This is a genomic window from Pandoraea sp. CB10b_02, assembly GCF_002216225.1.
GTDB classification, from domain to species: domain Bacteria; phylum Pseudomonadota; class Gammaproteobacteria; order Burkholderiales; family Burkholderiaceae; genus Pandoraea; species Pandoraea nosoerga.
On sequence record NZ_NJGW02000006.1, the window covers coordinates 1 to 13,190 of the forward strand.

The window sequence follows — 13,190 nt, forward strand, 5'->3', positions numbered from 1 at the left end:
GCCCTGAAATACCGCTCGCCTCGCGAGTTCAGGCGTAATGCGGTGTCATCAACCTAACGGTGTCCGCGTGTCCTGAGTTACAGGGGCAACTCCACTGACGGACTATTTCCCGCCGGATGTTCGTCTCGTTGCCTGCCCTAATCAGGACGTCGTTTATGGGGGAGGATTGCTGGCCCTCGATATTTCGCCCGTCGTTATCCAGGTCCCGGACTTTGGCAACCGGTTCTGGGTCTATCAGGTCGTGGATGGGCGAACCGACAGCTTTGCGCAGCTCGGCAAGATGTACAACACCCAACCCGGCTTTTACATGCTGGTGGGGCCAAACTGGAAAGGCGATGTTCCGCCAGGTATTACCCGGGTGTTTCGCGCTTCCACCAATATTGGCAACGTGATTCCGCGCGTGTTTATGGACGATACGGCTGCCGACCGGGCGGCGATTCAGGAAGTTCTTGGCAGCGTCATGATGTATCCGCTGGCACAGTACGATGGCAAGTTCAAGCACACGGATTGGCGCTCTCTCAAGCGCGTGCCTTCACAGGACTCGGGGGACAGTGAAACGTCCTGGGTTGTGCCGGAGAAGTTTATCGACGTGCTTCCGGCAGCGCTCGCGGACTCCCCGGCACTCCCCGGCGAGGAATCCATGTACGCACAAGCGCTCGCCCTGGCCGATGCGGCCAAGTCAAGCCCGGCGATGCGCAAAGCCATTGATGACGAGCTAAAGCTTGCAGACGCTCAACTGATCGCGCCGTTATTCGAATTCCGGAATTTCGGCATCCCGCTGCCCAACCACTGGTCCACGACGAACAACAATGCCGCCTTTGGCGTCGACTACCTCACCCGGACGGCCGTCGCAAAATCGAATATTTTCGTCAACGGTCCTTCGGAGACAAAGTATTTTTACCAGGACTTCGACAGTGACGGGCAGCGACTGAACGGCGCAAAGGCGTACACAGTCACGTTCCCCAAAGGCGCCACACCGCCGGTGAATGGATTTTGGTCGCTCACGCTTTACAACGAGCATCACTTCTTTGTTCCGAACAGCCTCAAGCGATACTCTCTCGGCACAAAAAACCGCGACCTGAAATACAACGACGACGGGTCGTTGACGCTATACGTGCAATCGACGCCTCCCGACAGCGCACACGCCGCGAACTGGCTGCCCGCTCCGGCTAGTGGTGATTTTTCCCTGTACATCCGGGCTTATTGGCCGAAGATGGAGACCACAACGGGCGCGTGGACCCCGCCCGCCGTAGTACGCCACGAAGTTCGTTAGTTCCATTGCCGAAGTGGCGTCGAACTCACAAGGTCATTTCCTGCACGGATGTGACCGGCGTCATATTTAATACGTCCGGCGCCGCACAGCCACGTGGCGCCTGCGCTGGAGGAAAGGGAAGAGGTGTTTCCGGGAGTTTTTGCGAAAAAAAAGCCAACGAGCAAAAGCATCGTTGGCCTTATCGGGTCGGCTCCCATGGGAGGAGACCCTCATATATTCAGAACTTTGCGGGTGTTTTGAAGCGCTTCTATTTGTTTTAGACAGCGAGTCCGAGCAGAATCCCGTGTCACTCCACCGTCACCGATTTCGCCAGATTGCGCGGCTTGTCGACATCGGTGCCGCGTGCGCAGGCGGTGTGATACGCCAGCAGTTGCAGCGGCACCACGTGCAGAATCGGCGAGAGCAGGCCGTAGTGTTCCGGCATACGAATGACGTGGATGCCCTCGGCACTCGAAATCTCCGTGTCGGCATCCGCGAACACGTATAGCTGACCGCCGCGCGCCCGCACTTCCTGCATGTTCGACTTCAGCTTCTCGACCAGCGCGTCGCGCGGCGCGACCGTAACCACCGGCATCTGATCGGTCACCAGCGCCAGCGGGCCGTGCTTGAGTTCGCCCGCCGGATATGCCTCGGCGTGGATATACGAGATTTCCTTGAGCTTGAGCGCACCTTCGAGGGCGATCGGGTAATGCAGACCCCGTCCGAGGAACAGCGCGTTCTCGCGACGGGCGAACTCCTCCGCCCACGCAATGATCTGCGGCTCGAGCGCCAGCACGCTGTTGAGCGCTGCCGGCAGGTGACGCAACTGCGTCAGGTAATCGGCCTCTTGCGCTGCAGACAGACGGCCGCGCAGCTTGGCGAGCGTCAGCGTCAGAAGGAACAGCGCGGTCAGTTGCGTCGTGAAGGCCTTCGTCGACGCCACGCCGATTTCCGTCCCCGCGCGCGTGAGATAGTGCAGCGCCGTCTGGCGCACCATCGCACTCGTCGCCACGTTGCAAATGGCGAGCGTGTTGGTCATGCCGAGCGACTGCGCATGCTGCAGCGCCGCCATCGTGTCGGCCGTCTCGCCCGATTGCGAAATGGTGACGACCAGCGCCTTCGGGTTCGGCACGCTGTCGCGATAGCGATACTCGCTCGCCACTTCGACCTGCGTAGGGATCTGCGCGAGTGACTCCAGCCAGTACTTCGCCGTCATGCCCGAGTAGTAGCTCGTGCCGCACGCGAGAATCAGAATCGAGTCGATACCGCTCAGCACGGCTTCGGCCTTATCGCCGAACAACGTGGGGGAAACGCCCTCCACGCCCTCCATCGTGTCGCCGATGGCGCGCGGCTGCTCGAAGATTTCCTTCTGCATGTAGTGGCGGTACGGGCCAAGCTCCACCGCGCCTGAATACGCCTGCACCGTGCGAACTTCACGCTGCGCGTCCGCATCGTTGCGATCGACGATCGTCACGCCGTCGAGCGTCAGCTCGACGACATCGCCCTCCTCCAGGTAGATGAACTGATCGGTGGTGCCGGCCAGCGCCAGGGCGTCGGAAGCGAGGAAGTTCTCGCCCTCGCCCACCCCGACCACCAGCGGCGAACCCGCGCGTGCGCCCACCACGCGATGCGGCTCCTGCTTGCGGAACACGGCGATGGCATACGCCCCATGCAGACGTCGCGTGGCCAGCCGCACCGCGCGAAACAGATCGCCGGCCGCGCCGTTCGTGAGGAGGTGATGAATCAGGTGAGCGATCACCTCGGTGTCGGTCTGCGACACGAATTCGTAACCGAGGCCGCGCAGTTCCTCGCGCAGGCTTTCGTGGTTCTCGATGATGCCGTTGTGCACCAGCGCCACTTCGTCGCGCGAGAAGATCGGATGCGCGTTGTTCGTGACTGGCGCACCGTGCGTCGCCCACCGGGTGTGGGCAATGCCGGTCTGCCCGGCCAGATGCGTCTGCGTTAGCTGTTCGTCGAGATCGGCCACGCGCGACACACTGCGCGCGCGCTGCGGCACGCCGTCCTTCAGCACGGCCACGCCACACGAGTCATAGCCGCGGTACTCCAGACGACGCAGCCCTTCGACCAACACCGGTACTACATTACGTCGCGCCACCGCGCCGACAATGCCGCACATATTCGCTTTCCTTTACGCCAGAGGCCCTGGCTCGATGACTCGGACCCATCCCGATCCGTATTGGATTCGCCGACGCGCGACTCCGCTCGCGCACCGACACATGACTGCGGATTTTACCGCTTCTGCTTGCGCGGGCGGACGTAGCCCTCCTTTGCCACCTGCGTCTTGCCGTTGAGCACGAGTGCGCCTTCGGGCGTGTCCTTCCAGACCGTGGTGCCGGCGGCGATGGTCGTGCCACGGCGCACGGTCACCGGCGCCACGAGCTGCGTGTCGGAACCGACGAACACGTCGTCCTCGATGACCGTGCGATGCTTGTTCGCGCCATCGTAATTGCATGTGATGGTGCCCGCACCGATGTTCACGCGCTCGCCCACGGTCGAGTCGCCCACATACGCCAGATGATTGGCCTTCGAGCCCTTGGCGAGCGAGGCATTCTTCACTTCGACGAAGTTGCCGATATGAACTTCGTCGCCAAGATCGGCGCCGGGGCGCAGCCGCGCATACGGCCCCACGTGCGCGTCGCGGCCGACCACCGCGCCGTCCAGATGGCTGAACGCCTCGATGCGGGTGCCCGCGCCAATGGTGCTGTTGCGGATCACGCAGTTCGCGCCGATGAACGCGCCGTCGCCAATCGTTACCTTGCCCTCGAATACGCAGTTGACGTCGATGGTGACGTCCGTGCCGCAAGTCATCTCACCGCGCACGTCGAAACGCGCCGGATCGACGAGCGTGACGCCCGCGGCCAGCAGCGCGCCGGCCGCATTGCGCTGATAGTCGCGCTCGAGCTCGGCGAGCTGCGCCTTGTCGTTCACACCGTTGGGCTCCCACGCGAAGGCCGGCTGCGTGGTGACGACCGGCACGCCGTCGGCCACGGCGCAGGCGATCACGTCGGTCAGGTAGTACTCGCCCTGCGCGTTCTGATTCTTGAGCCCGCCGAGCCAGCCCTTGAGCGCGCGCGTGGGCGCCACGAGAATGCCGGTGTTGATTTCGCGAATGGCGCGCTCGGCCTCGTTGGCATCTTTCTGCTCGACGATGCGCTGTACGTTGCCCGCGGCGTCGCGCACGATACGGCCATAGCCCGACGGATTCTCCAGATCCACCGTGAGCACGCCCAGCTTGTCGCGGCCGGCGGCTTCGAGCAGCGCCTGCAGCGTCTCGGCTCGCGTGAGCGGCACGTCGCCGTAGAGCACGAGCGTGGGCGCCGATTCGTCGAGCAGCGGCGCGGCCTGCTGCACGGCGTGGCCGGTGCCCAGTTGCTGCGCCTGCTCGGCGAACGCAATGCCCTCGCCGGCCACGGCCTCGCGCACGGCGTCCCCGCCATGCCCGATCACCACGATGAGCCGCTGCGGGGCAAGCTTGCGCGCCGTAGCGATCACGTGGGACAGGAGCGGTCGGCCAGCGAGCGGCTGCAGCACCTTCGGTAGCTTCGAGCGCATGCGCTTACCCATACCAGCGGCGAGAATCACAATATTCATGGCGTCGTGAGGTTACGAAATCGGGAATGCGGTTGTCGGGATCGGGTAGTCCGGCGCCTCATGCGGGACTACCCGCGAGTCAGAGTACGTTGAGCGGCCGAGGCAAGCTGGAGCGAGTTGGGGCAAGTTGGGACGAGCCAGCGACCGGCGATCAGTCGTCGAACTGCGTGATGCGAATGATGCCCGCATCGTTCTCGTCGCCGCACGGTGCTTCGTCGAATGCGATATCGCCGAGCGGGTCGGGCTGCCCCGTCGCGCGAAGATTCTTGAAGTCGTGGAGGCTCGCGTCCATCAGGTGCGACGGAATCACGTTCGAGAGCGCGCTGAAAATCGACTTGATGCGCCCCGGATGCTGCTTCTCCCATTGCCGGATGAGCGCCTTCATCTCCGCGCGCTTGAGGTTCGGCTGGCTGCCGCACAGGTTGCACGGAATGATCGGGAACTGCTTGTATTCGGCGTATCGCTCCAGGTCCGATTCGCGCACGTAGGCGAGTGGGCGGATCACCACGTTCTTGCCGTCGTCCGACTGGAGCTTGGGCGGCATGCCCTTGAGCTTGCCGCCATAGAACAGGTTCAGGAACACCGTCTCGATGATGTCGTCGCGGTGGTGCCCCAACGCGATCTTGGTCGCGCCGAGCTCGCCCGCCACGCGATACAGAATGCCGCGGCGCAGCCGCGAGCACAGCGAGCACGTGGTCTTGCCTTCGGGCACCACGCGCTTGACGATCGAGTACGTATCCTGGTTCTCGATGTGGAACTCCACGCCAATGGAGCGCAGGTAATCGGGCAGCACATGCTCGGGAAAGCCCGGCTGCTTCTGATCGAGGTTGACGGCCACGATCGAGAAGTCGATCGGCGCGCGCTCGCGCAACTTGAGCAGGATATCGAGCATGGCGTAGCTGTCCTTGCCGCCGGACATGCACACCATGACGCGATCGCCCTGCTCGATCATGTTGTAGTCGCCGATGGCCTGCCCCGTCAGACGGAACAGGCGCTTTTCCAGCTTGTTGTTCTCGAAAGCGAGCTTCTGCGCCTTCTTCACGCTGTCGGCAGTGGCATTTCCGGTCGCGGCAAGCGGCGCACCGGTCTCGGGCATGACGGCACTCATGTCAGGCATCCTTCATCATGAACACTTCGATGCCCACCGAGTGGCAATCGGGATAAACGTCGGGTTTCTCGGTCGACACGCCCACTGCACGCACGCGCGGATGCGCCAGCAGCGCACGCGCGACGTCGTCGCAAAGGGTCTCCTGCAAATGAATATGGCCCTGCCCCACCCGCCTGGCGATCGTGAGGCGCATGAAGTCGTAATCGACGACTTCCTCGAGCTTGTCCGCCACCGGCGTGCTCTCGGCGAGCGGCACGAACAACTGGACGTTGATCAGCACGCGCTGCTCGCCACGCTTCTCGTGATCGTGCACGCCGATGTTGATGAACACTTCATAGTCGCGCAGGAACATGCGACGGCAGTCCATCAGGCGAGGGTGGGAAAGAGCGCTATGCATTTTGAAAACTCGTAATGACTATCAACGAGACCGGTCGGCGTCGGCCGGCTCGGTCAGAAATTTCACGTCGCGCGGTGAGCTCGCGAGGTGTTGCCCGCCGTCGACGTACAGTACCGTGCCGGTGACGGCCGGAGCATCGGCCAGATACGCCACGGCCTGCGCGATGTCCTCGGGCGTGGACGAGGCGCCCAGCGGCGTGCAGGCATGCGCCGCCGCGAAGCCGGCCGGCGTCTGGTCCACGGAGAGCAGCGTCACGCCAGGCGCGACGCCGACCACTCGAAGCCTCGGCGCGAAAGCCTGCGCGAGCAATGTCGTCGCCGCGTCGAGCGCCGCCTTCGACAGTGTGTACGACAGGTAGTCCGGATTCGGATTCGCCAGCTTCTGGTCGAGCAGGTTGACGACGACGCCGCGCCCGGCATCGCCCAGCGCCTCGTGCATTTCGCGCGCGAGCACCAGCGGCGCGCCGGCGTTCACCCGCATATGGCGCTCGAGCGCCTCGTAGCCGAAGTCCTGCGCACAGTCGTACTCGAATCGCGACGCGTTATTCACCAGGCACCCCGGTACGCCGAGCGACGCGGCGCAACGCCCGACCAGCCCGGCCGTCGCCGCCTCGTCGGCGAGCGACGCCTGCAGCGCTACCGCCTGACGGCCGAGCGCCTCGATGGCAGCGACCGTCTCGAGTGCTTCGTCGTGCGAGCGTTCGTAGTGAACGGCGACGTCCCAGCCCTGCGCCGCGAGCCGCAACGCAATGGCCCGGCCGATGCGGCGCGCCCCGCCGGTCACGAGCGCCACACGCGGCACGTCGGACGTGCGGGTGAGCTCGCTTGCGGCAGGCGTGGAGCGTGGCGTCGATGCAACGGTCATGCGGCGAATTCCTGTCAATTCCTGTCAATGGGCGGGTCAGCGGATGGGCCTGAAACGATCCCGGTGCGGCCGGGGCACGGGACGGTGTGCGGCCCGCACGCCCCGCTCGCTGGCAGACGGGCGTTCGGGGCGCTTCGGGTTCGGACCATCCGCCCGCCCCGACCGGCGGAAAACTGGCGAAAATGACTGAAAATCGGAGGAAATCACCAAAAAATCCACCGAAATCGGTCACCGCAGAGGCATCGTCATCGCCAGCAGCCAGTCTGCACCGACTCCGTTACAATGCCCGCATGAATCAGGCCGCACCGAAACCCCATAGTTTACCCGTTCCGGAGCCGGACGCGCTCGAACACTCGCGTCGCCTCACGGCGCACCTTGCCGACGCCATCCGCGACGCCGGCGGCTGGCTCCCGTTCGATCGCTTCATGGAGCTGGCGCTTTATGCGCCGGGCCTCGGCTACTACGCGGCGGGCGCCGCCAAGTTCGGCCGTCTGGCCGCCGACGGCAGCGACTTCGTCACCGCACCGGAGCTCACGCCTTTCTTCGCGCGCACGCTTGCACGCCAGGTCAGCGAGATCTTCGAGCAGACGGGCGATGCAAAGGTGCTCGAATTCGGCGCGGGATCCGGGCGGCTCGCCGCGGACCTGCTCCTTGCCCTCGAAGCCGAAGGGGCGCCTTGCGAGCGTTACTCGATCATGGAACTCTCTGGCGAATTGCGTGCGCGCCAGCGCGACACGATCGCCCGTGTGGCCCCGCATCTGCTCGATCGCGTGAGCTGGCTCGATCAGTTGCCTGACGCCTTTCACGGCGTCATGCTCGGCAACGAAGTCCTCGACGCCATGCCCGTGCGCCTGTGGGCGCGCCGCGCCCCGGCCAACGGCCAGGACGGCCGACCGGTCTGGTTCGAGCGCGGCGTGGTCTGCACGCCCGACGGTTTCGCCTGGGAAGAGCGGCGGTACGACGGCGCATTGCCCGAGGCGCTCGCGCCGCTCGCGGCGCTGCCCCCGGCTCAGGAATATCTGACCGAAACGCATGAAGCTGCCGCGGCCTTCGTGCGCAGCGTCGCGCCGCTGCTCGCGCGCGGCGTGCTGCTGCTCGTCGACTACGGCTTTCCGGCGCGCGAGTACTATCATCCGCAGCGTGCACAGGGCACGCTGATGTGCCACTACCGTCATCACGCGCACGACGACCCGTTTTACTATCCGGGCCTGCAGGACATCACGGCGCACGTTGAATTTTCCGGCATCGCCGACGCCGGCGTACAAGCCGGGCTCGATCTGCTCGGCTTCACGTCGCAGGCGCGCTTCCTGATGAACGCCGGTATCGTCGAGTTGATGAGCGCGCTCGATCCGAGCGATCCCAAGACGTATCTGCCGGCAGCGGCCGCCGCGCAGAAGCTGCTGTCGGAAGCCGAAATGGGCGAGCTCTTCAAGGTCATCGCGTTCGGGCGCGGCATGGATGAATGGGCCGGACTGATCGGCTTCGCCACGGGCGAGCGCAGTCACGCCCTCTGACGTCGACCACGCCCGCGCCTTCCCTCCTTCTCATCGAGAGGCCTCGCCGATGTTTCGCTGGATGTTCACGATCTTCTTCGCGATATGCGTCCTGTCGGCAGCCTCGCCCTGGCTCGCGAAGATCGGCATCGGCCGTCTGCCCGGCGATGTGCGCATCCGCTGGCGCGGACGTGAGGTGGTATTCCCGTTCGCCTCGACCGTCCTGCTTTCGCTCGTTTTCAATTTGCTGATCCGCGTCCTGTAACGCAGCGCATCGATCCGCAACAACCGTTGCAACGCGCCCCCCACCGCTCCGGCGCCCCCCGCCGCCCCCCGCCGCCCCCCGCCGCACTTCGGCGGGCGGTGCATGTTCCGCCCCCTCCTCCCAACGACCCACCGCACCGCGCTTTCACGTCCCGGTGGGGTCCTCTCGCCCTACGGGCCCCGCTCCGCTAGGGTTAACGACCATTTGATCATATGTTGCAAAAAAAATTACCATGCAACAAATGATTCATATCGACGTGAGACCATTTCAGGAGCAGGACATGATCAAGATGCGATGGACCGGGGTAATGCTGGGCGTGGCGATGAGTGTCGCGGCGGGGGCCGCAACGGCGCAGCCCGCATCGGAAACGCTGCAGAAGATCGAGAGCAGCGGGGTCATCTCGATCGGCCATCGCGAGTCGTCGATTCCGTTCTCGTACTACGACAACAACCACAACGTCATCGGTTACTCGCAGGACTTTTGCAACAAGATCGTCGACAGCGTGAAGACGCGTCTGAAGAAGCCCGATCTGCAGGTGCGCTTCATTCCCGTGACGTCGCAAAACCGTATTGCGCTCGTGCAGAACGGTACGGTCGACATCGAATGCGGCGTGACGACGAACCTGAAGGCGCGTCAGGCGCAGGTCAATTTCTCGAATACGTTCTTCATCGCCGGCACCCGCCTGCTCGTGAACAAGAACTCGGGCATCAAGGACTTCCCGGATCTGGCCGGCAAGCCCGTGGTGACCAACGCGGGCACGACGTCGGAGCGCATTCTGAACAAGATGAACAACGACAAGAAGATGAACATGAGCGTCATCTCGGGCAAGGACTACGGCGAGTCGTTCACCATGCTCCAGGGCGGTCGCGTCCAGGCTTTCATGATGGACGACGTGTTGCTCGCCGGCGCGCGCACCATGGGCCGCACCCCGGACGACTGGATCGTGACGGGCACGCCGCAATCGTTCGAGGCATATGGCTTCATGATGAAACACGGCGACACCGAGTTCAAAAAGCTCGTCGACGACACGCTCGCCGGCGTGATGAAGAGCGGCGAAATCAATGCGATGTACAAGAAGTGGTTCGAATCGCCGGTGCCGCCGAAGCACATCAACTTCAACTTCCCGATGAGCGATCAGCTCAAGCAGCTCTACGCGAACCCGAACGACAAGGCGTTCGAGTAATTTCGGCGTTCGCGCGACGCCGTTCCCACGCCGGCCGCCCGGGCGCAGCGAGAACCGCTGCGCGCCACGGCGTTCAGGCGGCGGGGTCCTTGAACCCGGCCGCCTCGAGCGCAGCAATGCGCGCGGCCTGCACGGCGTCACGGATCTTCGCCGGCTGATCGGCGTACTGGCGCGCCACGGCGCCGGCATCGACGCTCCGCGCGGCCTCGAGCGCCGCCATGAGGCGTTCCCGCTGCGGATAGGGCGCCGTGGCGAAGTCCCCCCCCCGCCCCCGCGCATCCGCTTCGCATGCCTGCAGGATCTCCACGAAACGCTCGGGCTTGCGCAGCGCGTCGCAACGCTCCAGCAGACGCACCAGTGCCGACGCGCCGAACTTCTCGCTCGCGTGAATGTTGCCGTGCTCGCGCGCCACGACCTGCGCCAGTTCGCGACACTCGACGGGCACGCGAAGACGTGCGCACAACGGCCCGAGCAGGCCCACGCTGCGCCCCTCGTGCCCGATGTGGCGCGGCAGCACGTCCTCCGGTGTGGTGCCCTTGCCGAGATCGTGCGTGAGCGCCGCAAACCGCACCGGCAGCGAATAGCCCTGGCGCGCCGCGTAGTCGAGCACCATCATGACGTGAACGCCCGTATCGACTTCCGGATGGTAGTCGGCGCGCTGCGGCACGCCCCACAGGCGATCGATCTCCGGCAGGATGCGCACGAGCGCGCCCGCATCGCGCAACACATCGAACATGCGCGACGGACGATGCTCCATCAACCCGCGTGCGATCTCCTGCCAGACGCGCTCGGCCACCAGCGCGTCGACCTCGCCGTTGGCCGTCATCTCCCGCATGAGCGAGAGCGTCTCCGGCGCGACGCAGAACGCCGTGAAACGCGCGGCAAAGCGCGCGCAGCGCAGAATCCGCACCGGATCTTCCGCAAACGCCGGCCCGACGTGGCGAAACAACCCCGCCTCCAGGTCACGCTTGCCGCCGTAGGGATCGATCAGCTCTTCGGACAGGCTGTCGTCGGGCAGAACTTCGCGCGCCATGGCGTTGATCGTGAAGTCGCGCCGCACGAGGTCCTCCTCCAGCGTGACCTCGGGCGCGAAGTAGAACGAGAAGCCATGGTAGCCGCGCGCGGTCTTGCGCTCGGTACGGGCGAGCGCGTACTCGGCGCGCGTGGTGGGATGAAGAAACACCGGAAAGTCGCGGCCTACCGGCTTGAAGCCGCGCCGCACCATCTCTTCGGGCGTGGCGCCCACGACGACGTAGTCGCGATCCTTGACGGGCAGGCCCAGCATGGCGTCGCGAATGGCGCCGCCGACCGCGTAAATCTTCATGGACGCACTTCGTAGTAAGCGATGCTGTGGGTCTCGCCCCGCGCCGCCGCCGCCCACGCCTGCACGGCCGGCACTTCGCGAATGCGATCGGCGTATGCCTGCGCGCGGGCCGACAGCGCCGGCTCGAAGGTCGCGAAGCGCATGACCACGGGGGCGTAGAACGCGTCGGCAATCGTAAAGTCGCCGAACAGGAACGGACCTTCGTAACGCGCAAGACAGTCTTCCCAGATCGCCTCAATGCGACGGACGTCGGCCAGCACCTCGGGGGTGGCGCCCGCGCCGGGCCAATGCGCCGCGACGTTCATCCACATATTGGTGCGCAGCGCCGTGAAGCCGCTGTGCATCTCGGCGCAAATGCTGCGCGCATGCGCGCGCGCCTCGCGCGACTTCGGCCACAGCGGCAGATGCGGATAGCTCTCCGCGAGGTATTCGCAGATTGCGAGCGAGTCCCACACCGTGATGCCGTTGTCGACGAGGCACGGCACCTTGCCGGTAGGCGAATAGCGCAGGATCTGCTCGCGCGTATCGGGCTGCGCGAGCCACACGTTGCATTCTTCGAACGCAATGCCGAAGTGCTTGAGCAGCACCCACGGGCGCATCGACCAGGAGGAGTATTTTTTGTTCGCGACGATCAGTTGCATGAGAGTCTTCCTTACGCGCGCCTCGTTCATGCGGGCGCGCTCGATTGAAATGACGCCGGGGCGTTCAGCGTCCCGCGAGACGCCGGTACGCCGACAGCCGGCGCTCCCAGCTATCGCCGTCGAGATAGTCGACGGCGATTTCCAGCCCGTTCGGCGTGAGGCCGAGCTCGGGCGCAAGCGGGCCGCTCATCACGTTGTCGACGCGCATCGAGTCGAGATTGTCGCGCGTGATGATCGGGTCCCCCGGCAGCTTCTCGAAAAGCGCGGCCTGCAGGCGAGCGGCGCCGTCGGGCAGCGGCACGATCGGCCGCTCGCATCCGCACACCGCCCCGGCAAAACGCACGATGGCCTCCAGCGTGTAGACGGCTGGCCCGCCCAGTTCGTAAGTCTTGCCGAGCGTGGCGTCGTTCTCGAGTGCACCGGCAAACGCCTGCGCCACGTCGATCACGTAAATCGGCTGGAAGCGCGCGCTCGCACAGGCGAGCGGCACAATCGGCAGGCGACGCTGGAGCTTCGCGAACGTATTCAGGAAGCTGTCGCCGGGGCCGAACACCACCGACGGACGGAAGATCGTCGCCGGGATGCCCGTCTCGCGAATGGCCGCCTCGCCGTCGCCCTTCGAGCGCTGATACATGCTCGGGCCGTGGGGGTCGGCGCCCAGCGCGCTCATGTGAAGGATCCGGTCGATGCCGCGATTGCTGCATGCCTGCGCGATCTTGCGCGGCAGCTCCACATGGGCTTTCGCGAACGCCTGGCCGTATGGCGTGCCGCGATCGCCGTGCAGCACGCCGACGAGATTGATGACGGCATCGCAGCCGGCAATCACGCGCTCGAGCGCACGCGGATCGTGGACATCGCACTCGATGAGCTCCACGCCCGGCAGCACACCGAGCGCCTTGGCGGCCTCGGCGCGCCGCGTCGGCACGCGAACGACGTGCCCCATCGTCACGAGCCGGGCTACCAGGTGGCCGCCGATGAAACCGGTGCCACCGACGACACAAACGTTATAGCGCATGCGTCACCTCCGCATCAGGACCGTGGGTTCGCGGCT

The 13,190-nt window shown here is 65.0% G+C and carries 12 protein-coding genes; 4 read left to right on the top strand and 8 right to left on the bottom strand.

Annotation, left to right across the window (positions count from 1 at the left end; translation table 11 throughout):
* Positions 1-94: 94 nt before the first annotated feature.
* Positions 95-1,273 carry a DUF1214 domain-containing protein gene (locus CDN36_RS08000; protein WP_287496552.1) on the top strand — a complete coding sequence of 393 codons (1,179 nt, stop codon included), beginning with the start codon at positions 95-97 and terminating at the stop codon, positions 1,271-1,273.
* A 286-nt stretch (positions 1,274-1,559) separates the two neighbouring features.
* Here the strand turns inward: CDN36_RS08000 and glmS are convergent, their stop codons facing one another.
* The 5 genes from glmS to CDN36_RS08025 all read right to left on the bottom strand — a co-directional run bounded on the left by glmS (position 1,560) and on the right by CDN36_RS08025 (position 7,233).
* Positions 1,560-3,389, bottom strand: coding sequence for a glutamine--fructose-6-phosphate transaminase (isomerizing) (gene glmS, locus CDN36_RS08005; RefSeq protein ID WP_150554036.1), 1,830 nt, complete (start codon positions 3,387-3,389; stop codon positions 1,560-1,562).
* A gap of 113 nt (positions 3,390-3,502) precedes the next feature.
* Positions 3,503-4,864, bottom strand: a complete 1,362-nt coding sequence (gene glmU, locus CDN36_RS08010; RefSeq protein ID WP_150554037.1) for a bifunctional UDP-N-acetylglucosamine diphosphorylase/glucosamine-1-phosphate N-acetyltransferase GlmU — start codon at positions 4,862-4,864, stop codon at positions 3,503-3,505.
* A 151-nt stretch (positions 4,865-5,015) separates the two neighbouring features.
* Positions 5,016-5,972: a tRNA 2-thiocytidine(32) synthetase TtcA gene (gene ttcA / locus CDN36_RS08015; RefSeq protein ID WP_370749666.1), complete on the bottom strand. Its 957-nt coding sequence runs from the start codon at positions 5,970-5,972 to the stop codon at positions 5,016-5,018.
* Between the two features lies 1 nt (position 5,973).
* Complete coding sequence (locus CDN36_RS08020; RefSeq protein WP_150554038.1) at positions 5,974-6,369, bottom strand: dihydroneopterin aldolase; 396 nt, start codon at positions 6,367-6,369, stop codon at positions 5,974-5,976.
* A 21-nt stretch (positions 6,370-6,390) separates the two neighbouring features.
* Positions 6,391-7,233 carry an SDR family oxidoreductase gene (locus CDN36_RS08025; protein WP_150554039.1) on the bottom strand — a complete coding sequence of 281 codons (843 nt, stop codon included), beginning with the start codon at positions 7,231-7,233 and terminating at the stop codon, positions 6,391-6,393.
* Positions 7,234-7,523: 290 nt separating this feature from the next.
* On the opposite strand from CDN36_RS08025, the gene CDN36_RS08030 reads away from it, so the two are divergent.
* The 3 genes from CDN36_RS08030 to CDN36_RS08040 all read left to right on the top strand — a co-directional run bounded on the left by CDN36_RS08030 (position 7,524) and on the right by CDN36_RS08040 (position 10,174).
* A complete protein-coding gene (locus CDN36_RS08030) occupies positions 7,524-8,747 on the top strand; it encodes a class I SAM-dependent methyltransferase (RefSeq protein WP_150554040.1) in 1,224 nt (407 codons plus the stop codon).
* A gap of 49 nt (positions 8,748-8,796) precedes the next feature.
* On the top strand, positions 8,797-8,991 hold the full coding sequence (locus CDN36_RS08035; RefSeq protein ID WP_150554041.1) for a DUF2905 domain-containing protein: 195 nt from the start codon (positions 8,797-8,799) through the stop codon (positions 8,989-8,991).
* Positions 8,992-9,271: 280 nt separating this feature from the next.
* On the top strand, positions 9,272-10,174 hold the full coding sequence (locus CDN36_RS08040; protein WP_502920352.1) for a glutamate/aspartate ABC transporter substrate-binding protein: 903 nt from the start codon (positions 9,272-9,274) through the stop codon (positions 10,172-10,174).
* A 73-nt stretch (positions 10,175-10,247) separates the two neighbouring features.
* On the opposite strand, the gene CDN36_RS08045 is transcribed toward CDN36_RS08040, so the two are convergent.
* The 3 genes from CDN36_RS08045 to CDN36_RS08055 all read right to left on the bottom strand — a co-directional run bounded on the left by CDN36_RS08045 (position 10,248) and on the right by CDN36_RS08055 (position 13,154).
* Positions 10,248-11,498 (bottom strand): multifunctional CCA addition/repair protein, encoded by a 1,251-nt coding sequence (locus tag CDN36_RS08045; protein ID WP_287496443.1) that lies wholly within the window; start codon positions 11,496-11,498, stop codon positions 10,248-10,250.
* On the bottom strand, positions 11,495-12,139 hold the full coding sequence (locus tag CDN36_RS08050) for a glutathione S-transferase family protein (protein ID WP_287496444.1): 645 nt from the start codon (positions 12,137-12,139) through the stop codon (positions 11,495-11,497). Before CDN36_RS08050 ends, CDN36_RS08045 begins: the two co-directional genes overlap by 4 nt.
* Before the next feature lie 64 nt (positions 12,140-12,203).
* Positions 12,204-13,154: a complex I NDUFA9 subunit family protein gene (locus CDN36_RS08055; RefSeq protein WP_287496445.1), complete on the bottom strand. Its 951-nt coding sequence runs from the start codon at positions 13,152-13,154 to the stop codon at positions 12,204-12,206.
* Positions 13,155-13,190 lie beyond the last annotated feature (36 nt).

Bases quoted from the DNA above. Each gene is read 5' to 3' on its own strand.
- CDN36_RS08045 (WP_287496443.1), bottom strand. From the start codon at position 11,498: ATGAAGATTTACGCGGTCGGCGGCGCCATTCGCGACGCCATGCTGGGC.
- CDN36_RS08050 (WP_287496444.1), bottom strand. From the start codon at position 12,139: ATGCAACTGATCGTCGCGAACAAAAAATACTCCTCCTGGTCGATGCGC.
- CDN36_RS08020 (WP_150554038.1), bottom strand. From the start codon at position 6,369: ATGCATAGCGCTCTTTCCCACCCTCGCCTGATGGACTGCCGTCGCATG.
- ttcA (WP_370749666.1), bottom strand. From the start codon at position 5,972: ATGAGTGCCGTCATGCCCGAGACCGGTGCGCCGCTTGCCGCGACCGGA.
- CDN36_RS08055 (WP_287496445.1), bottom strand. From the start codon at position 13,154: ATGCGCTATAACGTTTGTGTCGTCGGTGGCACCGGTTTCATCGGCGGC.
- CDN36_RS08035 (WP_150554041.1), top strand. From the start codon at position 8,797: ATGTTTCGCTGGATGTTCACGATCTTCTTCGCGATATGCGTCCTGTCG.
- CDN36_RS08025 (WP_150554039.1), bottom strand. From the start codon at position 7,233: ATGACCGTTGCATCGACGCCACGCTCCACGCCTGCCGCAAGCGAGCTC.
- CDN36_RS08030 (WP_150554040.1), top strand. From the start codon at position 7,524: ATGAATCAGGCCGCACCGAAACCCCATAGTTTACCCGTTCCGGAGCCG.
- glmU (WP_150554037.1), bottom strand. From the start codon at position 4,864: ATGAATATTGTGATTCTCGCCGCTGGTATGGGTAAGCGCATGCGCTCG.
- glmS (WP_150554036.1), bottom strand. From the start codon at position 3,389: ATGTGCGGCATTGTCGGCGCGGTGGCGCGACGTAATGTAGTACCGGTG.
- CDN36_RS08040 (WP_502920352.1), top strand. From the start codon at position 9,272: ATGATCAAGATGCGATGGACCGGGGTAATGCTGGGCGTGGCGATGAGT.